Below are 21,550 nucleotides of genomic sequence, written 5' to 3'. Positions count from 1 at the left end.
GCTATTCCATAGAATTGGAAGATGGCGCAAATTCACACCCGAACTCCACCAATTTTGCGAATACCATTTCACATCAAGATACTCCTTCTTCGTCTGACAAGGCTAAAAACTTATGGTAGCTTCATGACACTGCGTTAGGGGATGCAGAGCGCGACGGGAAACACCATATCGAGGATCTGGTGACAGGGATGGTTTGCGGACGAGCGACAGTGGGGTGCTCGGCCCGCGCGGCGAACGGCAAAAGGACAATGCTGAGGACATTTGAAAGGGCGGCGCTCGAAGCCGGCAAGGCCATTATCACGGTCCTGCGCGAAGGCTTCCCGGTCGCCATGAAAGCGGATGCAAGTCCGGTCACGGTCGCCGACGAGGAGGCCGAACGCATCATCCTCGCTCATCTCGACAGAGATTATCCCGAAATACCGGTCGTGGCGGAAGAATCGGTCGCCGCCGGAAAAGTGCCCGACATCGCCGGCCGCGGCTTCTTCCTGGTCGATCCTCTCGACGGCACGCGCGAATTCGTCGACGGACGACCGGAATTCACCGTCAACATCGCTTATATAGAGAACGGCGTCCCGGTGGCCGGCATCGTCTACGCCCCGGCACTCGGGCTTGCCTTCTTGGGCGAACGCGGCCATGCCGAAAGGCTCGTAGTCACCGACGATTTCACCGTCGGCGCCCGCAGTGCAATTACCGTGCGCGAACAGCCGGAGGACAGGCTGGCGCTTGCCAGTCTCCGTCACAACAGTCCCGAGACCGGAAGCTTCCTCGCTCACCACGCCATCTCAAAATGCACCAATATCGGCTCCTCGCTGAAATTCTGCCTGCTGGCCGAAGGCAAGGCCGACGTCTATCCGCGCTTCACCCGCACGATGGAATGGGACACGGCGGCCGGCGATGCGGTATTGCGCGCTGCTGGCGGCTCCACGGTGACGCTCGACGGAGCGCCACTGACCTACGGCAAGACGGGCGCTGCAGCCGATTTCGACTTCGCCAATCCGAACTTCATCTCCTGGGGCGGCACGAAACGCGTCCTCGAACCGGTGTAACTACCCGCCGCATCGCCGAACTCGCCTCTATCCACGCGGCCGGGCCTCGGCGGCCAGCACTAAGAGTGATTCGCAAACGGCCGGTGATTCTCGATTTGAACCCCGTTTTTCCATTTTCCCGCGCCGGATCGTTACCCATCTCGCCTTGATTTTGTCATATTGTGACACAGTTTGGGAACGATCGAGCATCCCAGCCAGAAAAATTTGGTGTCGGAACTCGTTAACATACCGCCGGACGATGGTCGGTCGCGTGCCGAAACAACACGTCGCACCACCCCCGGAAGCCCTCGCCAAAGGCCTAAAAACCTTGACGAAATTCCAATTATTAACGAAATATCATGAGGTTGCCTCAACTTAACGCAGATGCGAAAGATTTATTGCGATGCGATATTTCTCTGGACAGCATTACACAATTGTCGCATTTTTCCGTTTTAGTAGGGTTACCAAGACCTGAGTGCAGCCCTGGTGACAGGGTAAACCATTGATCGCCTATTGCCGCCGCACCCCTCGAAGACAACAGAGTACGATCCTTGAGCATCACGGAACTAAACAACAGCATTTCGACTGAGTCCTTCCGGCCGAGCCGCCGCCAGCAGCCGAGCCTGAAGATCCAGACTCCCGTTATCCATAGCGACGCGTCCCAGGCGTCGTGGGTGGATCTTGCCCTGAAGCGGGCGTTCGACATCGTTTCGTCGTTGAGCGCCCTCCTCGTCCTTGCGCCTTTCCTTCTGTTCGTCGCCTTGCTGATCAAGCTCGACAGCCCGGGACCCGTGCTCTTCAAGCAGACCCGCTGGGGCAAGAACTGCAAGACCATCAAGGTCTACAAGTTCCGCTCGATGCGCACGGATCTCTGCGATGTCTCGGGTGTTGCCCAGACGGTGAAGAACGACCCGCGCATCACCCGCGTCGGTGCCATCCTGCGCCGCACGAATGTCGATGAGCTGCCGCAGCTGCTGAACGTGCTGATGGGCCACATGTCCGTCGTCGGTCCACGCTGCCATGCGATCGGCATGCGCGCCGGCGGCATGCTCTACGAAGAGCTCGTCCCGGAATACCACCAGCGCCACGCCATGCGCCCCGGCATGACAGGTCTTGCCCAGATGCGCGGCCTGCGCGGCCCGACCGATCGTCCGGCTAAGGCACGTGCCCGCATTGTGAGCGATCTCTACTACGTCGGAAATTTTTCGATCGGGATGGATATTCGCATCATTGCCGGCACCGTCGTGTCGGAACTGACCCGCGGAAAAGGCTTCTAAGCTTTTAAGAAAGGGGCCGGCAGCGAGAGCCGCCGGCACCCGACCGCTCCGGTGACCGCCTCCTGCGGCTGACCGAATCGAGCTTGCGCATCGCGCACTTCAAATAACCCGACCCCATATGCGACGAGAATTCGAGAATGATCGCAATCTCGTCGCTGCTTTGCCGGCGACCAGCGCAGGCATACGATTTCGCGCCAGGCGCGCCATCGCCTGCGGCCATGCCGGCATGAAACATCCGTCCGAAAGCGAAGATGTATTGTTTCAGGTCAGCGCTGTGTGGGCGCGAAGGCGAAAATATTGTTCGAGGCGTACATCTGAACACGAATTGAAGGTGCTTTTTTGGCGCCGCCGCCCGCCTCACTGAAAATCGGCCTCGATCGTCCGCCTTCTCGCGCTCACATCTGCCTCAAGACAAGAAAATCGCCGGCCCGGTGAAAAAACCGATTAAGCTTTCCGGCCAGTCAGCTGGTTTCCGTGAAAGCCGTGCGACAGCCTCTTGGGAAAGCTGAGCCCAGATAAAAATCGAAGCCCGCAAATCTCGCGATCTTGCCAAACCGCTCCCTGCCGCCGTTTGGCGAGATCCCATCGCGACCTGACTGCGAAGACAAAAAACCCAGCATGCTCAGCGCAATCACCGCGCGCATGCTCATCCATTTTCATCCTCACGCCACGGGTCTGCTTCAGTCTGGCCTCGCCGTCGGTAGTAAGAGGCCCTGTGCCGGGGCATCGACAGAGATGGCTTTTGCTCTCGCATGCCAAGCACACCAAGCATCAAAAGCGCGCGCTGGACTGAACCAGCGGGAAGAACAGAGACGATGTCTCACGTTCATTCCTATGCCCCGCGCGACAAAACTTATCACGGGAAATCAGTCATATTTATTCGGCAAGCCCCCATTCACGCCGCCCCAAGTTGACGGAGCGGAAGATGGCCATCCCGTATCGGCCGGGGGGCCCAGGGCATCTAAATTTGTTATCAAAGTCTTACGATGAGCTTAGGCAATTTTTAAATGTGGCAGGCTAGAGTGGCGTCCGTGGTCTTGCGTTGTGTAGAGAGTCCAATGACCGAAATGATACGTCCCCGAGTAAAATATGTCATCGGCCCCGATGGCAGCCCCCTGACGATCGCGGATCTTCCGCCGCCCAATACGCGGCGCTGGGTGATCCGTCGGAAGGCAGAGGTTGTCGCGGCTGTTCGCGGTGGCCTGTTGAGCTTGGAAGAGGCTTGCGAGCGTTATACGCTCACCGTCGAAGAGTTTCTCTCCTGGCAATCGTCGATCAACAGCCACGGTCTCGCCGGCCTGCGCACCACGCGCATCCAGCAATATCGCCACTGATCGTACGCCATCATCGAGATTTATTTCGGGCCGGACGCATTTCCCATCAGGGAATGAAGAAGGCCCGAAATCATTGACGAGGCTGCGTAGCACCAAAGGCCCGGCTGCGTGAAGGCATCCGCCAACCCCGTTGTCTTCGCCGCCGCAATGACGATCGCCACCAGCAGCACGTCCATCATTGACCACTTGGACAGATGCGGCACGACGCGACGATAAAACAGGCTGCCGGCCCCGCCGCCGGCACCTGCCGCTTCCGCGGAGATCCCGACCATCTTCAGTAGCGGAAGCACGATCGAGACCAATGCGACGATCGCCGCCAGCAGCCTATCCCCGCCCTGCCAGAGCGAGACGACGATTTCGATGAGCGACGGGGTCTGATCGAAGAAATACAGCGTCTCGAAACGGACCAGCGGCAGGATGAGGCCGAGCGCCAGGAGGAATGGCGCGGCCACGAGCAGGACGGGGCGGATCATCGAAAGCGCCCTCATAGGCCCGAACCTCGCGCCGACCCGACATTTTTCATGAACACTCCGTCTCCTCCAGCCATGGCCTTGCCGGCTTGGCACGATCGCGTCGCCGTGTCACCGTCGCCGACGACAATATCCCCATCCCTCAGCGAGGAAAGACAATGGACATTCGAAACGAGGAAGGCGCATCCGGCGGCCGTTATGCGGCCGAGGTCGAGGGGCACGAGGCGGCGATGACCTATTCGCGCACCTCGGCGAAACTCGTCATCGTCGATCACACCGCCGTTCCCGATGCGCTACGCGGCAAGGGCGTCGGCCAGGCATTGGCGCTGCACGCAGTGGAGGCGGCCCGGGCCGGCGGCTGGAAGATCATCCCGCTCTGCCCATTCTTCAAGGCACAGGCGCAACGCCATCCGGAATGGCACGATGTCGTGAATTGATCTTTGCGGCTCAGACGGCTGCGATTTCCGGGTGGGTGATAGAGTGTAAAACGGCGAAACACCAAAAGCCATGTATGACGGACAGCGCGCCCGTCATACATGGCTTCTCAGTGGCGATCCCAGGGCGCCGCAGCCGGCGCCCGCCGTTTTTTTACGCCCTTGCGCGGGCGCTGGTGTCACGTTCTTCCAGCGCCGTCGCCCTTGCATATTCCGCCTGCATCTCTTCGAGCGCCATTTCCAGCGACTCTTCCTGCATCTTCAGTTCCTTGATCGAAACCTGCAGGTTGTCGGCCCGCTGACGCGCGGCCTTGGCGAAGGTCGGATACGCAAAGTGATTCGGATCTGAGATTCCGGACTTCTTTTCCTCGACGACGATCTGGCTCTCCAGATCCTTCGTCATCCGTTCGAATTCGGACATCATCATCTGCAACTGCTGCAATTGACGTCGTTTTTCGTTCACCTGAAACTCTTTCAGGCGAACGAGACTCTCTCGCGACTTCATACGCATTACTCCCGTGATGCGAGACCCCGGCTCAACTTGAAACCGCCCTGCGCGCCGCTTTGACACGGTTTGCTAAAAAATTTCCTGCGATATTAACAAATACCTACCGCTGGTAACCTTTCGTTTACGGGCATCGTTAATGATAGGCCCGATGATTTAAGGGTCGGTAAATGCCGCGGCATTAAGTTCGAACCTTTTCATTGGCGAGTCGGATGAATCACTTAGCGCATTTTCCTAATGTTGAAGATGAAGAGCGCCATTTGAGATTCCTATTGGAAAACAGAGAAATGGAAAAAATATTTAATAAATTCGATACTCCTTGCCAGAGTGAATTAGAATTTGTTAACCATTTCGTGGCAGCTTCCAAATCACGTAGCGCGTTCGGTATCGTGTAGGGGGCCAGACCACCTTTCGGCGGCGGTAAAGGGGATAATTATGCGGGTACTACTCATCGAGGATGATAGCGCGACGGCGCAGAGCATCGAGTTGATGCTGAAATCAGAAAGTTTTAATGTCTACACCACCGATCTCGGTGAAGAAGGCGTCGATCTGGGCAAGCTGTATGATTATGATATCATCCTGCTGGATCTGAACCTGCCCGACATGTCCGGATATGAAGTGCTTCGCACGCTCCGGCTGTCCAAGGTCAAGACACCGATCCTCATTCTGTCGGGCATGGCCGGTATCGAAGACAAGGTTCGCGGCCTCGGCTTCGGCGCTGACGACTACATGACCAAGCCGTTCCACAAGGACGAGCTCGTTGCCCGCATCCACGCCATCGTCCGCCGCTCCAAGGGCCATGCCCAGTCAGTCATCATGACCGGCGAACTCATCGTCAACCTCGACGCCAAGACTGTCGAAGTCGGTGGCCAGCGCGTCCACCTGACGGGCAAGGAATACCAGATGCTGGAGCTGCTTTCGCTCCGCAAGGGCACCACCCTCACCAAGGAAATGTTCCTCAACCACCTTTACGGCGGCATGGACGAGCCGGAACTGAAGATTATCGACGTCTTCATCTGCAAGCTCCGCAAGAAGCTCGCCAACGCTGCTGGCGGCGCCAACTACATCGAGACCGTCTGGGGCCGCGGCTACGTTCTGCGCGAGCCGGATGGTGCCGAATACGCCGAAACCGCCTGATATTTCCGATCCCCCTTATCGGATAACGAAATCCCGCCCTTCCGGCGGGATTTTTCGTTTCTGCCTGGCAACGAGAAGAGGCCTTAATAAAAGAGATGTGAGGCTGGATAAGCGGTCGAACCTTCTCCGTTGCGATCAAGAAAACGGAGTGCGGGCGGCCGAACGTGCTTACGCGTTCGGCGAGGCTGCATGGAAAGGCGACCTGGCGTCAGGCAGCGATCGCGCGGTTTCCGAAAACGGCGGTCAGGATCTTGCGGTCGAACGGCTTCAGCAAGAAGTCGGTGGCGCCGGCCCGTTTGCCCGCCATCAGCTTCTTCAGATCCGCCTCGACGACGCAGTAATAGATCTTGACGTCTTTGCCGCCGTCCATGGCGCGGATGGCGGCGATGAGGTCGAGGGCGCCCTCCATGCCGGAATCGACGATCAAATATTCCGGCAGCTCCGTCTGGCAGCGCTGCAGCGCCTCGCCGGCGTTGGAGGCCTCGCTGACGAGAAAATCGAGTTCGGAGAGAATGCGCTTGCCGACCTTGCGGACGATATCCGAATTATCGGTGATCATGAACCTTTGCATGGGCGCTCCTTTGCCCCTCGCATTCGTCGCAGCAAGAGGCCTCTTACAACCCTGGAGAATAGGTCCATCAGGCTAACGAATCGTTACCGGACGGGCTGAGACACCCGTCCAATCTCGAAATCAGGCCGCCGCCGCGGCCACCGCCGTGAACACCAGTTCTTCGGCACTGGCGCTGTGATCAAGCGTCATTCCGCACTCCTGCGCCAGAAGCACAGTGTAATAGGGCTGGATCGAATGGGCGTCGATCGCTTCCTCGATCGTGCCGGTCGAGATCTCGACGAATTTCGGAGGCAGGCGCATCAGCTTGCCTTTGGCCGTGAGCTTGAACCTGGCATCGAACTCGGGATTCTCAAGCGTTACCTCGAGCACGCCGCCGCGCGGAATTGCCGAATAGGCAACGAGAAACAGGTTGAGCAGCAGCTTGACGCGATTCTTGGCGACGATGGCGCGCGGCCCGTTCCAGATGACCTCGGTTTTCTTCTCGGCGATGGCGAAATCCTTGGCCGCACGCTCGGCCTCGCCGGTATCGATCGAAGCGCCGACAGAACCCGAGGCACCAAAGGCGAGACGCGCGAATTTCAGACGGACGGAAGCGTTGAGCGCGCTGGTGCGGATCAGGTCCATCGCATCGGCGTCGGCACCCCCCTCATCCAGCAGCTCCAGCCCGTTATTGATCGCACCGACCGGTGAGATGACATCGTGGCAAACGCGGCTGCAAAGAAGCGCGGCCAGATCCGGGCCGGACAAGGTGAGATTGGGGTTCTTGGACATCATCGTCTCCTGAGGGGCGGCAAGTTCATCGCGCCCGGGAATATGCTTCATCAAAATTGCGCGAAGTTTGCGATCGTACTCGGTGCCATAATGACACCATATTTGGTAAACCGATTGTTAAGATCATCGGCGCAAAATGCACCAATCGCCGCGAGCGGTTGCCCGCTCCCAGCCAAACGACGAACGGATGACACCATGCGCCCTCGATTTCCGCACCGATTCATCGGCTTCTGCAGGTTGCTTTCGGCCCTCGTCTTTTCCTCGCTGATGGTCGTCGGGCCTGCCTCCGCCCAGGACAACGGCCAGTACACGATGCAGGAAATCGTCGATGCCGGCCACTCCTTCTTCGGCTCCGCCAGCGGCGGACTTGCCAAAGTCGTCGAGAGTGCCTTCCAGAAATACGGCCTGCCGAATGGCTACATCCTCGGACAGGAAGGCGGCGGCGCGTTCATCGCCGGCCTTACCTACGGCGAAGGCCAGCTGAACACCAAGAACGCCGGCGAACATAATCTCTACTGGCAGGGCCCCTCGCTCGGCCTCGATTACGGTGGCCAAGGCTCACGCGTGATGATGCTGGTCTACGACCTGCCCTCGGTAAACGGCATCTATGCCCGCTTCGGCGGCGTCAGCGGCTCGGCCTATGTTATCGCCGGCTTCGGCATGACCCTTCTCAAGAACAACGACGTGCTGGTCGTGCCGATCCGCACCGGCGTCGGCGCCCGCTTGGGTGTCAATGTCGGCTATCTCAAGATCACTCAGGCGCCGACCTGGAACCCCTTCTGAGACCGCAAAGCCGCCTGAAAGCGCCGCCGTTCGCATCGGCGGCCTTGCCCATATGCGTCATGCGTGCTTAATCATCGCGGCTGACCTCTTATCAACCTTCGAATCGATGGCCGCGCCGTGATCGAATACGCTCTCTTGTTCGGATTGGGCTTCCTGACCGCGGCCTTCCTGGTCTTTCTGGTCTCGCCCGCCGTTCACCGCCGTATCGTCTGGTATACAGAGAACCGCCTGAAGGCGACCATGCCGCTCAGCCCGCAGGAGGTTCGCGCCCAGAAGGATATGGTGCGCGCGCTCTATGCGGCCGAAAACGCCCGCACCACCCAGGACCTGCTGCGTGAGCGCGAGAAATCCCTGTCGCTCCAGCTTCGCCACGACGCGCTCGCCGTCGATGCCGGCAGGCTTGCCGCCGAGATCGGCGAATTGCAGGCCCAGATCGGCGAGATGCATGTCGAGGCCGCCGAGCAGCGCTCGCGTCTGCGCAAGGATGAGAATTATATTAGTCAGTTGAAGACCAATCTGCATATTGCCGAACAGTCCGCGGCCAACAAGGAGAGCGAACTGGCAACGATGCGGACGCGGCTGAGCAAGCTCGGTGAACAGACCGATGGGCTGAGGATCGATCTGGCCGCACGCGAAACCGAGGCGGAGAGCCTGAAATCCCGCGTCAACGCGCTACGCGACGAACGAGATACGTTGCGCCAGGACGTCAACCTGCTGCAGAAGCGCGCCAAGGATGCCGAACAGAAACTGACGCAACAGCAGCACATGGTGATCCGCCTGGAGGACAAGGCCGCGCGCGACAGCGCTTCCGCCGCCGAAAAGGAAGCCCTGGTCGCTCGCCGCCAGCAGGAGATCGCCAAGGTGAAGGAACAGTTGAAGGCCGCCAATGCCGAGATCCGCAAGGTCAATCGCGTGCTGCGCGACGCCGGCCTTGCCGGGATGGCCGCGGAGCTTGCCGGCGGAATCGACGGCCGAAGACCCGGCAACATCCACGCCCGACACCGCCGTCGTCACGGCTGAGATCGGCGAAGATGTCCGCAAGCGCAGCGCCGCCCTTGCCGAACGCCTGCAGAATGCAAAGACGGTGACCGGACGCGATGGGGAGATCCGCGAGGAAATCGCCTCAATCGCCGCCAACATGGTGGCCCTGACCGCACTCAAGGAGGGGCCCTCCTCGCCGATCCGCACTCTTTTGCCGAATGCGGCGGAAAAGACCCCGAGTGATCGCGTCAGCCTTGCCGACAGGGCGGCCGCCATCATCGCCGATCCCCAGCGCTAACGCATACCGCCCGGAAGCGTGCCGCGGTTCCGGGATAACGACATGCATCAAAACAAAGGACCGAAGCGCCCCCGCACTTATGCGACGCGCTTTAGGATCACAATTCAGATCCGATCCATCGCCGACGCCATCGAAAACAGCGCAATGCCGGTTGCCGTCGCGGCGTTGAGACTGTCGAGATCCTCCGACTGCGGGATGCGGGCGCTCTGGAAGCGCGCCAGCAGCGCCTCCGGCAACCCCTCCCCCTCGGTGCCGATGACAAGCGCCATGCGTGCCGAGGCAGGAATAGCGCGGATATCGGTCTTGCCGTGCGGGGAAAGCGTCCAGATGGCAAAGCCGCGATCGGCAAGCGAGAGCAGCACATCCATCGCCTTGCCGCCGCGCCGGTGCGGAACGCTCAGCACCGAACCGACGGAGACACGCAGCGCCTTGCGGTAGAGCGGATCACAGCAGGTTTCGTCGAGCAGCACCGCATCCGCCCGGAAGGCGGCTGCATTGCGGAACATCGAACCGGCATTGTCATGATTGGAAATGCCGCAGCCGACGAGCACCAGCGCCCGTTCCGGCAGCGCCTCGAGAAGGGCCGCCTCTCCGCGATCTTCCCGCCGGCCGAGCGCCAGAACGCCGCGATGCAGATGGAATCCGACGACGCCGTCAAGCACATCGGCCTCGGCGACATAGACCGGCACATCGGCCGGCAGCCGCTCGAGGATGGGCATAACGCCGTCGACGCGGTTGCGCAGCAGCAGGATCTTCTCGGCGAAAAAGCCGCGGTCTTGCGCATGCGCCTCAGCGAGCATGCGCAGCACGACGGTGCCTTCGGCGATGAAGCGGTTTTCCCGGCCCGTCAGATCGCGCTCGCGAATATTGCGGAATTCGGCGATGCGCGGATCGTCGGCGCTGTCGATGGCGATCGGGACGGCGGCCATGCCGGCCTCAATTGCCCGCGACGCTGACGTCGGCGACGGTGCGGCCGGTCCTGAGGTCGAAGACCAGCGCCTTGCTCTTGCCCTCGGCCGTTTCGCCGTAAAACAGGATCTGCCCCGCCGAAAACGAGGTGGACTGTACCTTGAAGCCGAGCGGTAGGGAAACTGTCGCCGCAAGCGGCGCATCCGAAGGCACGCCGGCGGCGGAAACGGTCGCCGCCGTCTCCTTGGGTTCGCTGTGCATCGTCTTATAGACAACCGCGCCGAAGACCGCCATAAGGCTCACGAACATGATGGCGCCGGAAACGATCTGCAGGCGGACCATCTTGCGCCGGACACTTTCCATTGCCGGATCAAGGGGCTTCTCTTCCTGGTCGTCTGGCTCGATTGCTGTCATCTGTGCGTCCCGTTCTAAAAAAATACGTCGGAGAAGAAGCGTCTTGAGCGACCCCTTTAAACAAGCAGCCGGCAATAGAAAAGTCCTGACCGCCGATGAAACGGCCGAAGGCCGGCTCGACGCCTGGCTGACGGCACAGGTCGGCGAGGAATTTTCGCGCAGCCGCATCAAGACGCTGATCAAGGACGGCCAGGTTTCTCTGCGCGGCGAACCCGTCACCGATCCGCAGCGCAAGGTGCGCAACGGCGATAGTTTCGAGATCACCCTGCCCGAGCCGGAAGACCCGACGCCGCAGGGTGAGGATATCCCGCTCGATATTCTCCATGAGGATGAAGACCTCATCGTCATCTCCAAGCCTTCCGGTCTCGTCGTCCATCCCGGCTCCGGCAACTGGACGGGGACGCTGGTCAACGCGCTGATCCATCACTGCGGCGATACGCTCTCTGGCATTGGCGGCGTGCGCCGCCCGGGCATCGTCCACCGGCTCGACAAGGACACGACAGGGGTCATGGTGGTCGCCAAGAACGACATTGCCCATCGCCACCTCTCGCTCCAGTTTGCCGATCATGGCCGCACCATGCCGCTGGAGCGGGCCTATCAGGCGGTCGTCTGGGGCCGTCCTCGCTCACTGACGGGCACGGTCGATGCGCCGCTCGGCCGCGCTACCGGCGATCGCACACGCCGCGCGGTCAAGCGGCCCGACAGTCATGACGCCGACGAGGCGATCACGCATTATGAGGTGATCGAGCGCTTCCAGGAGAACCCGGACGCGACCGCGCTTGCTTCGCTGGTCGAGTGCCACCTCGAAACCGGCCGCACCCACCAGATCCGTGTGCATATGGCCCATATCGGCCATCCGCTGCTCGGCGACACGGTTTACGGCGCCGGCTTCAAGACCAAGGCCAACCGCCTGCCCGAAGAAATCCGCAAGGTCGTCAACAGTTTCAACCGCCAGGCGCTGCATGCTTTCATGCTGCAGTTCGAGCATCCCCGCACCGGCGAAATCATGCATTTCGAAGTGCCGCTGCCGGATGATATGGTGGAACTGGTCGAGGCATTGCGGGGATAGGGGCTCGTCTCCGCCCCCTCTCACAGCTGCGTGAGCGGCACCTTGAACCGCTGTTTTGCCACACTTATCTGTATATTGACTTAGTGCGGGCTCGCAGCAGAGCCGCACGTCCCGGTTTGCCATTTTTAACGCGAGGGCGCGTTTCCAACGGGAACCGGAATTCACTTTAGGAGGGTGCACTATGGCCCGAAATACCTTGCCGTCCATTACCGCCGGCGAAGCCGGTCTCAATCGTTACCTCGACGAAATCCGTAAGTTTCCGATGCTCGAGCCGCAGCAGGAATACATGCTCGCCAAGCGTTATGCCGAGCATGGCGATCGTGACGCCGCCCACAAGCTCGTCACCAGCCATCTTCGCCTTGTCGCAAAGATCGCGATGGGTTATCGCGGCTATGGGCTGCCGATCGGCGAAGTCGTTTCCGAGGGTAATGTCGGCCTGATGCAGGCCGTCAAGAAGTTCGATGCCGAGCGCGGCTTCCGCCTTGCCACCTACGCCATGTGGTGGATCAAGGCCTCGATCCAGGAATATATTCTGCGTTCGTGGTCGCTCGTGAAGATGGGCACGACCGCCAACCAGAAGCGCCTGTTCTTCAACCTGCGCCGGCTGAAAGGCCGCATCCAGGCGATCGATGACGGCGACCTGAAGCCGGAGCACGTCTCCGAAATCGCCACCAAGCTGAAGGTCTCGGAGGAGGAGGTCATTTCGATGAACCGCCGCCTGTCCGGCGACGCCTCGCTGAACGCGCCGATCAAGGCGGCCGAAGGCGACAGCGGCCAATGGCAGGATTGGCTGGTGGACGACCATGACAGCCAGGAAGACGTGCTGATCGAACAGGACGAACTCGACACCCGCCGGCGCATGCTGGCGAAAGCGATGAGCGTGCTGAACGAGCGCGAACGCCGTATCTTCGAGGCTCGCCGCCTCGCCGAGGATCCGGTGACGCTGGAAGACCTGTCGACAGAATTCGACATCAGCCGCGAACGCGTCCGTCAGATCGAGGTCCGCGCTTTCGAGAAGGTGCAGGACGCTGTCCGCAAGGAAGCCCAGGAACGCGCCAAGGCCGTCCGCGTCGTCGAAGCAACAGCATAAACCTGGCTTATGAGAAATTGAAAAGGCGGGTCCTTGCGGCCCGCCTTTCTGATTCTCTGCTGTTCGCAACCTCGGCACCCCGTCAAAGGTCGAGAGTTCGAATTACGGCCAGTCGTCACTGGCTCGTCGACACGTCCCCGAGCGCGGTCCATTCCTTGATGGCGGTATTGAAGGCATCCGTTCCCGTATTGCCCTTTTCCATCGTCAGCAGCGCGCGGCGGCCGTTGCGGTAGGTGACGGGGATATCGATCCAACTGCGGGTCGACATCAGGTCGAGATTGGCCTTGCGCGCATCGGGATAGTCGTTGAGCGCGATCATGTGGAAATCGTCGGTGATTTTGGCCGGAACCGCGATCAGCGCGTCGCCGCGGTCCTGCTCGGTGCGCTTCATCGAAATGCGCTGAACGCTGTCGATGCTGCCGCCTTCGAAATTCGGCGGCAGCGAGAAGACGATCTCGACGAGATGGCTTGCCGGCAGCGACGGATCGGAATTGCGTTTGAAGGTGACGAGAGCAGAGAGATTGCGCTCCGGCACGGTGACGTTGCCCTGCACCGTCGCCTCCTGCCGGCCGCCTTGGCCTGCTTCGTGCTGCACGCTCCAGACCACCGATCCTTCGATCGCCGTCGGCGAGCTTTGGCCGATGCGCTCCTCATAGAGGAACATCTTTTGCGACGAGCCGACGAGAGCGGTTTGCTGCGGCGATGCTGTCGGGCCGTTCGGCGTCGGCGTTTCGGCCGGTGCGACATCGCCCTGCGCGGTCGCCGCCGGCGGCGTGTCCGCTGCCGCGACATTCTGTTCGGCGACCGATTTTCCTTCCGCGGTCGGCGTTCCCGGCACCGTCGCCGGTCCGCTGTCGACCTCGGTCCCATCGGTCAGCAGCCGCTGGGTGAATTTCGAATTGGCCGCGGCGCCGTCATTGTTCATTGACGCCACCTGCGGGTTCTGGTTCGGCGGAGCCGGCGCCGCTGGCGTATTCTGCGCTCCCGGTGTGGTCGGCTGGGCCGGCGTCGCTGCGTTCGGCTCGGCAGGCGTTGCGGAGCCGGCAGGCGGCGTCGCCGCCTCGTTCCTGGTCGCCTGCGACGGTGCCGAACTGACGAGCCCGTCGACCATCGCCACCAGCGCCTCTCTGTTCATCCAGCCGGCATAGGCGCCGCCGCCGATCAAGAGAAGCGCGAAGATGAGGGTGATGACGGTGCCGATGCCGAAGCGTCGACGCTTCGGCTCCATCCGGAAATTCTTGCCCTGCAGCTTGGAAGCGACCATCTGGTCGATATCCATCGCCGGATTGGTGTCATCGTCGTCGGCCGCGACAGAGCCGCGGCGGTCGTAGCCGCGTAGCGCCTTCGCCTCGCGCCAGTCCTCGCTCGGCGCGCCGCCTGCGGGGGCCGGCTTGCCGTTATGCACTTCCGCGAAGATATCGACATCGTCGAAATGCGAGGCGACCGGCGCCGCCTTTTTGTTGTTGTCTCCCTCGATCGGCGGCAGATCATCGAAGACTGCGGTCTCCCAGGAGAAACTTTCCTTGGCCGCCGGCATGACGGCCGCAGGTGCGACTTTTTCGAGGCTCGATATCACCTCCTCGAAGGCGCGCGCCGAGGTATCCGGGGTGGTCGGCGCCGTCTGCGAATACTGCCGGAGTTCCTCTTCCGTCCATTCGGTCTCCGCATCCTTCGGCGCCGGAGCCGGAGTCTCGGCGGCGGGCTCGGTCCAGACTGGATCGAAATGCGCTGCGGCATCAGCCTGCAGCGGCTCCTCGCGGCTATGCTCAACGAATTCCTCCGGACGATCGAACTCAGCGACGACCGGCTCTACCAGCCGATGGGCAGCATGGTCCAGGCCGCGCGCGACGCGTTGCGACGAGTCGATAGGCTCGTAGGCCTTCTCGGCAGCCGGCTCCTCGCTTTCCACCGTCGCCGGTTCGGCCGCGAGTTCTTCTGCCTCTGCGGGAGGCTGCTCGTCGGGATGATATTCGCCGGCTTCCTCGTGGCGATGGTCGGCAGGCGGTCCCCAGCGCTCATCATCTGCAGGCCAAGCCTCGGCAGCGATGTCGCGTCGCTCACCGGAATGCCATTCCTCGGCCGGCCCTTCCTCTTCATGCGAGGGATGCCAGTATGTTTCGGCAGGAGCCGGTGTCTCTGCCTGCGCGGGAGCAGTGGCCTCGGCCGCAACGGACGTGGGGAGGCTGGGTGCTTCTTCGGAGAGAGGCTCCTCGTCCGCGAACTCTTCCTGGGGCTCCCGCGGCGCGGCAGCTTCTACGTGATCCGGCTCGGCGGCGGCCTCAACCGCCTGCGGTTCCGCAGAGGCTTCGTCGACCGGCTCTTCGACGGTCGTCTCCGGTGCAGGCGCCGGTTCGCCTTCGTCGTGGACCGCTTGTTCTTCGGCGAATTCCGGCGCGACGGCGGCGGCAACCGGCTCATCGAGCGGCAGCGCCTCGGCGTGTTCGCCTTCCACTTCGCGGATGGCGGCCTCGAGCTTTTCGAGCTGGCGTTGCAGCATGGCTTCCGGCGGACGCGGCTTCATGTTCTCGAGCTGCCGCTGCACTGCGCCGCGGGCACGTTCGTAGACCTTCACCCGCATCTCTGGGGTATTTTCAGCCAGGCCGTCGACGGCCCGCCGAATAACTGCAATAAAATCCGCCATCAGTACTTTCTCAAGAAGTCCGGCACCCTACCGAACCATCCTCCATAGTGACCCGTGAGCTTAGTCCTCAAACGGATCGGTCACAAGTATCGTGTCATCCCGCTCCGGGCTGGTGGAAAGGAGCGCGACCGGCGCGCCGATCAGCTCTTCGACCTGGCGAACATATTTGATCGCCTGTGCCGGCAGGTCCGCCCAACTGCGGGCACCGACGGTCGATTCCTTCCACCCTTCCAGCGTGATATAGACCGGTTCGACCCTAGCTTGCGCTCCCTGGCTTGCGGGAAGATGATCAATCTGTTCACCGTCGAGCATGTAACCGACGCAAATCTTCAATTCCTCAAGGCCGTCGAGCACGTCGAGCTTGGTGAGCGCGATGCCCGTGATGCCGTTGGTGGCAATCGACTGGCGCACGAGGGCGGCGTCGAACCAGCCACAGCGCCGCTTGCGCCCGGTTACCACGCCGAACTCATGGCCTTTTTCGCCAAGGAACTCACCGATGGCATCCTTCAGCTCCGTCGGGAACGGGCCTTCGCCGACGCGCGTCGTATAGGCTTTGGTGATGCCGAGGATATAGCCGAGCGAGCCCGGCCCCATGCCGGAACCGGCGGCGGCCTGGCCGGCCACGGTGTTCGATGAGGTCACGAAAGGATAGGTGCCGTGGTCGATGTCGAGCAGGCTGCCCTGCGCGCCTTCGAAGAGGATGCGGGAGCCCTTGCGGCGCTCCTTGTCGAGGAAGAGCCAGACGGTGTCACGGAACGGCAGCACCCGATCGGCGATCGAGGTCAGTTCGTCCATGATCGTCTGGTGGCTGACTTCGGCGACACCGAGGCCGCGGCGAAGCGCATTGTGGTGCGTGAGAATACGGTCGACCTTGCCGGCAAGGCTGTCGAGATCGGCAAGATCCATCACCCGGATGGCGCGGCGGCCGACCTTGTCTTCATAGGCAGGGCCGATGCCGCGGCGTGTCGTGCCGATCTTGGTGCCGCTGTTCGAGGCCGCATCCTCGCGCATCGCGTCCAGCTCGCGGTGCAGCGACAGAATGAGCGTCGCATTGTCGGCGATACGCAGATTGTCCGGCGTCACCGTCACGCCCTGGGCTTCCAGCCGGCCGATCTCGGCGATCAGCGCATGCGGATCGACGACCACGCCGTTGCCGATCACCGCCATTTTGCCCGGGCGCACGACGCCGGAGGGCAGCAGCGACAGCTTGTAGCTGGTGCCGTCGATGACGAGCGTATGGCCGGCATTATGTCCGCCCTGATAGCGCACAACGATATCCGCGCGCTCCGAAAGCCAGTCGACAATCTTGCCCTTGCCTTCGTCACCCCATTGCGAACCGACCACGACTACGTTCGTCATCCAACTCTTCCTGTTACCGGCGGAAAACCGCGCACCTGCTCAAACCCGCGCATCTATAAAGCTTTGTTTTTGGGAAAGCGACCCTGTTGTCACAGGTGATTGGGCTTTTTACGTGACAAATCAGCAGCCGGCAGGCTATTGCCCGTCACAAAACGCCGCTCGGCGGTCGCGGAAAGACGGGAAAAGCGCTCTTGCAAGCCACGGCCTACATCTGCCTCGTTATCGCCACCCTCTGCTGGGGCGGCAACTCCGTCGCCGGCAAGCTCGCAGTCGGCCATATCAGCCCGATGATGCTGACCTTTCTGCGCTGGTTCATCGCCGTGGCCCTGATCGCCTTGATTTCGGTGCCGCAGCTCAAAAGAGACTGGCCGGTGGCCCGGAAGAACCTGCCGCTGCTCTTCTTCTACGGCGTCATCGGCTACACGCTTTTCAACGCCATGCTTTATTCGGCCGTGCAATATACGACGGCGATCAATGTCGCCATCGAGCAGGCCGGCATCCCGATGCTGATCTTCCTGTTGAATTTCATGTTCTTCCGCACCGGCATCTCGCTGGCGCAATGTCTCGGCTTCGGCATGACGCTGATCGGCGTCGCACTGACCGCCGCTCACGGCGACCTAGCAACACTGCTGCAACTAAGCCTCAACCGCGGCGACGGGCTGATGCTGATCGCCATTGCCGCCTATTCGGTCTACACCATCTTCCTGCGCTGGAAGCCGCCCGTCGACTGGCGCACGCTGATGGCGTTCCCCGCGCTCGGCGCCATGCTGACCTCGGCGCCGCTGCTCCTTTGGGAAGCCGGGCGGGGTGCCGCGCTGTGGCCGGATCAGGCCGGCTGGGTCATCACGTTCTACACGGCGACCTTCCCGTCGCTGCTGGCGCAGATCCTCTATATCAAGGGTGTCGAGGCGATCGGCGCCAATCGCGCCGGCCTGTTCATCAATCTCGTGCCGGTATTCGGAACTTTGCTTTCCGTCGCCCTGATCGGCGAGGCGCTGCAGTCCTTCCACATTGTCGCGCTGGCACTGACCTTAGGCGGCATCGCGATCGCCGAAAAAGGCCGGCCGAAAGCTTCGGCTCCGACCGTTCCAGCCTCACCTGTGGATTAGAGCCTTTCCTGGTTAGATTGAAGCATTCTGTTGGCGCAAACGGAGTCGGATGGTCGACCGGCTGGTGCGCGTCGTAGCCCAGCTCTACGGCCAAGCCGGCCGGTCGATCAGCCGCCCGTTTCAGCCAACCCTCCCGCAGATTTGCCAGGCAAATCTGCAAGACTTGGGAATCGCCGGACGCACTTATCGCTTCGCCACGGCGAAGCGGTGCGGCCGGTGGGCCGGGCATCTCTCCGCCAGGATCAGAGGCGATCGGCTCGAGCGTACCAACGGGCATGCCCTTCGCCAATCGCCTCTGCCCTGACGAAAACCGGCTCCGGCCGAATGCTTCAATCTAACCAGGAAAGGCTCTAACCAAGCTCCAGCGTCGTCACGCCGAAGACGTGCTTCAGCGGGGTGGCCGGCGCCGGGCCGCGATACATGCGCGTCGTCTCGAACACCGGTCGAAGGCCGAGGCCCTCGGCGAGTGCCACCGCCTCGTGGTTCTCCGTGGGGATATCGATGAAGAGAGCAGCCCCTTTCGCTTCGGGGATCAATTCGGCAAGCAGCGCTGCGGCGCTGTCGGCATCGTTGGCAAAGAGCGGCCCGATCTTGTAACCCTCGTAGCAGCGGCGGATCGTGCCGTAACCGCGGATCTTGCCGCTCTTGCGCACCACAGCCGAGCGGCGGCCCTTGCGAGCGGTGCACCAGGCGGCAAGGAAGGCATCCCGCGGCTGCGGAAAGATCGCCGAATCAAAACGCTGCAGGCCTTCGAGGCGCGAATCCATGACCGGGTGCGCGGCAAGCGCCGAGACAGGCAAGGTGGTGGCGACGCCGCCGTAGCGAATGGTGGAATAGGCGGGTTCGAAGCCGGCCTTGCGGTAGTTGTCCTGTTGTGCTGCGACGCCGTCGAGGCCGATCGTGCGGTCCCCCGCGCTTGATATGCCCGTCTCCCAGATCGCCTTGCCGTAACCCTTGCCCCGGAAATCGGGATGGACGATGTAGAGGCCCAGAAAGGCGAAACTCTCACCGTATTTGACGACCGAGATCGAGCCGACGGGGACTTCACCGACTGCGCCGACGAAAAATCCCGACGGATCGGCCTCAAGAAATGCAAGCGAATCGTCGAGGCCCGGGTTCCAGCCCTCCTGACGCGCCCATTCGAGCACGAGTTCCAGTTCGCCGGGCCGCATGGAACGAACGGCAAATTCCGAATTCATGCGACTTTCCCAGATTGAATGTCCCGCAAGTCCATCCCGGCAACGGCAAAGCAATTGTCAGGTCCCCAGTTCCCCGATTGCAGCTGCGAATGATGGAAAGTCGCGCTCATGATCTTGACCACGCGTATAATCATTTTTCGATGCAATGCAGAAAGCTTGGTTTCCGCATTAGCATGAAACAATGCCGATGCAAGCTCAAGAAAATTACTTGCGCCAATTATCTCTCCACGACCGCGAAAGCCTGCCGGCGGTCCCCACCGACGGATCACCGGGCCGTTCCGCCGACCGCCGCCTTCTGCTTTTCGATCCCGTTCGCCATAGGTGAGAAAAGACGAGCCGTCTCGGCCGCCGGTGCGGGATAACCAAACGCGTAACCCTGCAGGCCATCGCAGCCAAGCTGCGCCAGCACGACGGCATGCGCTTCGGTCTCGATGCCCTCGGCGATCACCTCGACGTCGAGCGCCTTGGCGATTTCCACGATCGAACCCACCACGCGCCGCTGCTCGGCGGAGCTGACGACTTCGGCGATGAGCTGCCGGTCGATCTTCAGCCGCTTTGGCCGCAGCTTGACGAGACCGATGAGCGAGGCATGGCCGGATCCGAAATCATCGATCTCGATGTCGATACCCATTTGTTTGATATCGCCGATATGATCCAGCAGTTTTTCGTCGCTGTCGTCGAGAAAAATCGTCTCGACCAGTTCGAAGACGATCACGTCGGGCGGAATGTCGAGTTTCCTCAGCTTGCCGAGCAACGTCGGATCGGCAAGGCGCGACGCCGAGATGTTGACGGCGATGCGCGGAACCGCAAATCCCTGCAACAGCCAGAACAGCCGGTCTTCAAGAACGTTTTTCAGGATCGCCGCATCGATCTCCGCCGCAAGCCCATGCTCGTCGGCGATCTTTAGGAATATCCCCGGGGCGAGCACGCCCTTCTCCGGGTGTTTCCAGCGCGCCAGGGCCTCGAAGCCAATGACTTCCCGCGTCCGGGCATCGAGCTGCACCTGATAATAGGGAACGATCTCGCCGCGCTCCAACCCGAGCTTCAGCTCTTCGGCGAGGCGACGCTTGGCGCGCAGATCTTCCTGCAATTGCCGCGTGAAGAATTCGACGCGATTGCGCCCGAGCTTCTTGGCCTGGTAGAGCGCCAGATCGGATTCGGCAAGCAGGTTGCGCGCCCGCCGATCGCCGCTCCAGGAAACGCCGATCGAGGCGCCGGATTGCAGCATCTCCTGACCGAAGCGGATCTTCTTCCGCAGCCGGCGCTGAAGGTCGTCGGTAATCAGCTTCAATTCGGCGAGATCGCTGAAATTAACCAGCACAATGACGAATTCGTCGCCGCCGACGCGGGCGACCATGCCATTTGCGGGAATGGCGGCGGTGATGCGAAGGGCTGCGGCCCTCAGAACCGCGTCGCCTGCGGCATGACCGTGACTGTCGTTGATCTGCTTGAACTGGTCGAGGTCGAGATGCAGGACGCCAAGCGTCGTGATGCTCCTGTCGGCCGGCAGCTCGGCGAGCCGCTTGTCGAGAAGGCGCCGGTTCGGCAAGCCGGTGAGATAGTCGTGATCGGCGACATGCTCAATGCGCGCATTGCTTTCCTCGAGCGCCAGCGCCCTCGCCTCGGCCACCATCTTCTGGCCGGCGAGTTCAGCGTTGAGCAGGACGTCGGCGGTGACATCCCATTCGGCGCCGATGAAGGAGGGCAGCCCCTCCGCATCCACGTAGAAATGTGCGCGTGACCGCAGATGGCGGATTTCGCCGCTCGGCAGCACGATCCGAAATTGCGAATTATAGGCGCCTCGGGTGGCGATCGCCTGGTCGAAGTCGTATTCGGCTTGCTCGCGGTCGTCGGGATGGATCGCATTCGACCATAACCATGCCGGCACTTCCCGGCATGTCTCGCCGGTCTCGTAGAGACGGTGCATCTGCGCATCCCACAAGATCTCGCTCGTTGCGATGCTGTGCTCCCAGACACCGATCCGGGATGCATCGAGAGCGAGTTCGAGCCGGCGCAGAAGATCCTGAAACTCTTGTTCGGATCGCGTGGGTCTATTTTCTGGCAACGCGGTCTCAGCCTTAGAAGCTTCCATAATCGCAATATGGTCTCAGGCCGGCATTAATGAAGCCTTGTTGCGATGATCGAACTAGTCACTAGGTGAACTGTCCGTTACG

At 61.4% G+C, this 21,550-nt stretch carries 21 protein-coding genes and 1 pseudogene; 10 read left to right on the top strand and 12 right to left on the bottom strand.

What is annotated here, in order from left to right; translation table 11 throughout:
* The first annotated feature begins 248 nt into the window (after positions 1–248).
* A complete protein-coding gene (cysQ, locus tag MF410_RS01520) occupies positions 249–1,046 on the top strand; it encodes a 3'(2'),5'-bisphosphate nucleotidase CysQ (protein WP_239620099.1) in 798 nt (265 codons plus the stop codon).
* A gap of 530 nt (positions 1,047–1,576) precedes the next feature.
* A complete protein-coding gene (locus tag MF410_RS01515; RefSeq protein ID WP_003590533.1) occupies positions 1,577–2,302 on the top strand; it encodes a sugar transferase in 726 nt (241 codons plus the stop codon).
* 461 nt (positions 2,303–2,763) lie between these two features.
* On the opposite strand, the gene MF410_RS01510 is transcribed toward MF410_RS01515, so the two are convergent.
* Positions 2,764–2,952, bottom strand: coding sequence for a hypothetical protein (locus MF410_RS01510; RefSeq protein ID WP_131711333.1), 189 nt, complete (start codon positions 2,950–2,952; stop codon positions 2,764–2,766).
* A 408-nt stretch (positions 2,953–3,360) separates the two neighbouring features.
* On the opposite strand from MF410_RS01510, the gene MF410_RS01505 reads away from it, so the two are divergent.
* Positions 3,361–3,636: a DUF1153 domain-containing protein gene (locus tag MF410_RS01505; RefSeq protein WP_007533628.1), complete on the top strand. Its 276-nt coding sequence runs from the start codon at positions 3,361–3,363 to the stop codon at positions 3,634–3,636.
* Positions 3,637–3,656: 20 nt separating this feature from the next.
* On the opposite strand, the gene MF410_RS01500 is transcribed toward MF410_RS01505, so the two are convergent.
* A complete protein-coding gene (locus MF410_RS01500) occupies positions 3,657–4,124 on the bottom strand; it encodes a paraquat-inducible protein A (RefSeq protein WP_097629128.1) in 468 nt (155 codons plus the stop codon).
* Positions 4,125–4,264: 140 nt separating this feature from the next.
* On the opposite strand from MF410_RS01500, the gene MF410_RS01495 reads away from it, so the two are divergent.
* Positions 4,265–4,543 (top strand): GNAT family N-acetyltransferase, encoded by a 279-nt coding sequence (locus tag MF410_RS01495; protein ID WP_097629129.1) that lies wholly within the window; start codon positions 4,265–4,267, stop codon positions 4,541–4,543.
* 151 nt (positions 4,544–4,694) lie between these two features.
* Here the strand turns inward: MF410_RS01495 and MF410_RS01490 are convergent, their stop codons facing one another.
* Positions 4,695–5,045 carry a hypothetical protein gene (locus tag MF410_RS01490; RefSeq protein ID WP_003566024.1) on the bottom strand — a complete coding sequence of 117 codons (351 nt, stop codon included), beginning with the start codon at positions 5,043–5,045 and terminating at the stop codon, positions 4,695–4,697.
* 435 nt (positions 5,046–5,480) lie between these two features.
* On the opposite strand from MF410_RS01490, the gene ctrA reads away from it, so the two are divergent.
* Positions 5,481–6,182, top strand: a complete 702-nt coding sequence (ctrA, locus tag MF410_RS01485) for a cell cycle two-component system response regulator CtrA (protein ID WP_003542362.1) — start codon at positions 5,481–5,483, stop codon at positions 6,180–6,182.
* Between the two features lie 208 nt (positions 6,183–6,390).
* On the opposite strand, the gene MF410_RS01480 is transcribed toward ctrA, so the two are convergent.
* The gene (locus tag MF410_RS01480; RefSeq protein ID WP_097629130.1) at positions 6,391–6,753 is read right to left on the bottom strand and encodes a response regulator; all 363 of its coding nucleotides are present in this window, start codon (positions 6,751–6,753) and stop codon (positions 6,391–6,393) included.
* Positions 6,754–6,873: 120 nt separating this feature from the next.
* Positions 6,874–7,524, bottom strand: a complete 651-nt coding sequence (locus MF410_RS01475; RefSeq protein WP_097629200.1) for a histidine phosphotransferase family protein — start codon at positions 7,522–7,524, stop codon at positions 6,874–6,876.
* Between the two features lie 195 nt (positions 7,525–7,719).
* On the opposite strand from MF410_RS01475, the gene MF410_RS01470 reads away from it, so the two are divergent.
* On the top strand, positions 7,720–8,307 hold the full coding sequence (locus tag MF410_RS01470; RefSeq protein WP_131711334.1) for an EipA family protein: 588 nt from the start codon (positions 7,720–7,722) through the stop codon (positions 8,305–8,307).
* A gap of 117 nt (positions 8,308–8,424) precedes the next feature.
* Positions 8,425–9,586, top strand: a pseudogene (locus tag MF410_RS01465) (hypothetical protein).
* A gap of 104 nt (positions 9,587–9,690) precedes the next feature.
* On the opposite strand, the gene MF410_RS01460 reads toward MF410_RS01465, so the two are convergent.
* Both MF410_RS01460 and MF410_RS01455 read right to left on the bottom strand, forming a co-directional pair.
* On the bottom strand, positions 9,691–10,515 hold the full coding sequence (locus MF410_RS01460) for an RNA methyltransferase (RefSeq protein WP_097629133.1): 825 nt from the start codon (positions 10,513–10,515) through the stop codon (positions 9,691–9,693).
* Positions 10,516–10,522: 7 nt separating this feature from the next.
* A complete protein-coding gene (locus tag MF410_RS01455) occupies positions 10,523–10,909 on the bottom strand; it encodes a hypothetical protein (RefSeq protein WP_097629134.1) in 387 nt (128 codons plus the stop codon).
* A 43-nt stretch (positions 10,910–10,952) separates the two neighbouring features.
* Here MF410_RS01455 and MF410_RS01450 point away from each other — a divergent pair, with 43 nt between their 5' ends.
* Both MF410_RS01450 and rpoH read left to right on the top strand, forming a co-directional pair.
* Positions 10,953–11,978 (top strand): RluA family pseudouridine synthase, encoded by a 1,026-nt coding sequence (locus MF410_RS01450; protein WP_097629135.1) that lies wholly within the window; start codon positions 10,953–10,955, stop codon positions 11,976–11,978.
* 181 nt (positions 11,979–12,159) lie between these two features.
* Complete coding sequence (gene rpoH, locus MF410_RS01445; protein ID WP_003566040.1) at positions 12,160–13,068, top strand: RNA polymerase sigma factor RpoH; 909 nt, start codon at positions 12,160–12,162, stop codon at positions 13,066–13,068.
* 115 nt (positions 13,069–13,183) lie between these two features.
* On the opposite strand, the gene MF410_RS01440 is transcribed toward rpoH, so the two are convergent.
* Positions 13,184–15,709: a hypothetical protein gene (locus tag MF410_RS01440; protein WP_097629136.1), complete on the bottom strand. Its 2,526-nt coding sequence runs from the start codon at positions 15,707–15,709 to the stop codon at positions 13,184–13,186.
* A 60-nt stretch (positions 15,710–15,769) separates the two neighbouring features.
* The gene (locus MF410_RS01435; RefSeq protein ID WP_003590514.1) at positions 15,770–17,068 is read right to left on the bottom strand and encodes an adenylosuccinate synthase; all 1,299 of its coding nucleotides are present in this window, start codon (positions 17,066–17,068) and stop codon (positions 15,770–15,772) included.
* A gap of 191 nt (positions 17,069–17,259) precedes the next feature.
* On the opposite strand from MF410_RS01435, the gene MF410_RS01430 reads away from it, so the two are divergent.
* On the top strand, positions 17,260–18,177 hold the full coding sequence (locus tag MF410_RS01430; RefSeq protein ID WP_097629137.1) for a DMT family transporter: 918 nt from the start codon (positions 17,260–17,262) through the stop codon (positions 18,175–18,177).
* Between the two features lie 350 nt (positions 18,178–18,527).
* On the opposite strand, the gene MF410_RS01425 is transcribed toward MF410_RS01430, so the two are convergent.
* Genes MF410_RS01425 through MF410_RS01415 form a run of 3 tightly spaced genes read right to left on the bottom strand, consistent with a single transcriptional unit; the run spans position 18,528 to position 21,468 of the window.
* A complete protein-coding gene (locus MF410_RS01425) occupies positions 18,528–19,376 on the bottom strand; it encodes a GNAT family N-acetyltransferase (protein WP_097629138.1) in 849 nt (282 codons plus the stop codon).
* Positions 19,373–19,645, bottom strand: coding sequence for a hypothetical protein (locus tag MF410_RS01420; RefSeq protein ID WP_239620097.1), 273 nt, complete (start codon positions 19,643–19,645; stop codon positions 19,373–19,375). The genes MF410_RS01425 and MF410_RS01420 overlap by 4 nt, the downstream gene beginning before the upstream one ends.
* Positions 19,642–21,468: a GGDEF domain-containing phosphodiesterase gene (locus MF410_RS01415; RefSeq protein WP_097629139.1), complete on the bottom strand. Its 1,827-nt coding sequence runs from the start codon at positions 21,466–21,468 to the stop codon at positions 19,642–19,644. The genes MF410_RS01420 and MF410_RS01415 overlap by 4 nt, the downstream gene beginning before the upstream one ends.
* Between the last annotated feature and the right edge of the window lie 82 nt (positions 21,469–21,550).

Origin of the sequence: Rhizobium sp. C104, assembly GCF_022354505.1 — a bacterium.
GTDB classification, from domain to species: Bacteria; Pseudomonadota; Alphaproteobacteria; order Rhizobiales; family Rhizobiaceae; genus Rhizobium; species Rhizobium redzepovicii.
Note: the sequence above shows the minus strand (reverse complement) of the source record. Positions and strands in the feature narration are given on the sequence as shown.

What these genes read in the sequence shown, in the direction of transcription:
- MF410_RS01500 (WP_097629128.1), bottom strand. Translation starts at nt 4,124, where the DNA reads ATGAGGGCGCTTTCGATGATCCGCCCCGTCCTGCTCGTGGCCGCGCCA.
- MF410_RS01460 (WP_097629133.1), bottom strand. Translation starts at nt 10,515, where the DNA reads ATGGCCGCCGTCCCGATCGCCATCGACAGCGCCGACGATCCGCGCATC.
- rpoH (WP_003566040.1), top strand. Translation starts at nt 12,160, where the DNA reads ATGGCCCGAAATACCTTGCCGTCCATTACCGCCGGCGAAGCCGGTCTC.
- MF410_RS01495 (WP_097629129.1), top strand. Translation starts at nt 4,265, where the DNA reads ATGGACATTCGAAACGAGGAAGGCGCATCCGGCGGCCGTTATGCGGCC.
- MF410_RS01490 (WP_003566024.1), bottom strand. Translation starts at nt 5,045, where the DNA reads ATGAAGTCGCGAGAGAGTCTCGTTCGCCTGAAAGAGTTTCAGGTGAAC.
- cysQ (WP_239620099.1), top strand. Translation starts at nt 249, where the DNA reads ATGCTGAGGACATTTGAAAGGGCGGCGCTCGAAGCCGGCAAGGCCATT.
- MF410_RS01475 (WP_097629200.1), bottom strand. Translation starts at nt 7,524, where the DNA reads ATGTCCAAGAACCCCAATCTCACCTTGTCCGGCCCGGATCTGGCCGCG.
- MF410_RS01425 (WP_097629138.1), bottom strand. Translation starts at nt 19,376, where the DNA reads ATGAATTCGGAATTTGCCGTTCGTTCCATGCGGCCCGGCGAACTGGAA.
- MF410_RS01505 (WP_007533628.1), top strand. Translation starts at nt 3,361, where the DNA reads ATGACCGAAATGATACGTCCCCGAGTAAAATATGTCATCGGCCCCGAT.
- MF410_RS01470 (WP_131711334.1), top strand. Translation starts at nt 7,720, where the DNA reads ATGCGCCCTCGATTTCCGCACCGATTCATCGGCTTCTGCAGGTTGCTT.
- MF410_RS01510 (WP_131711333.1), bottom strand. Translation starts at nt 2,952, where the DNA reads ATGAGCATGCGCGCGGTGATTGCGCTGAGCATGCTGGGTTTTTTGTCT.
- MF410_RS01435 (WP_003590514.1), bottom strand. Translation starts at nt 17,068, where the DNA reads ATGACGAACGTAGTCGTGGTCGGTTCGCAATGGGGTGACGAAGGCAAG.
- MF410_RS01455 (WP_097629134.1), bottom strand. Translation starts at nt 10,909, where the DNA reads ATGACAGCAATCGAGCCAGACGACCAGGAAGAGAAGCCCCTTGATCCG.
- MF410_RS01440 (WP_097629136.1), bottom strand. Translation starts at nt 15,709, where the DNA reads ATGGCGGATTTTATTGCAGTTATTCGGCGGGCCGTCGACGGCCTGGCT.
- MF410_RS01415 (WP_097629139.1), bottom strand. Translation starts at nt 21,468, where the DNA reads ATGGAAGCTTCTAAGGCTGAGACCGCGTTGCCAGAAAATAGACCCACG.
- ctrA (WP_003542362.1), top strand. Translation starts at nt 5,481, where the DNA reads ATGCGGGTACTACTCATCGAGGATGATAGCGCGACGGCGCAGAGCATC.
- MF410_RS01480 (WP_097629130.1), bottom strand. Translation starts at nt 6,753, where the DNA reads ATGCAAAGGTTCATGATCACCGATAATTCGGATATCGTCCGCAAGGTC.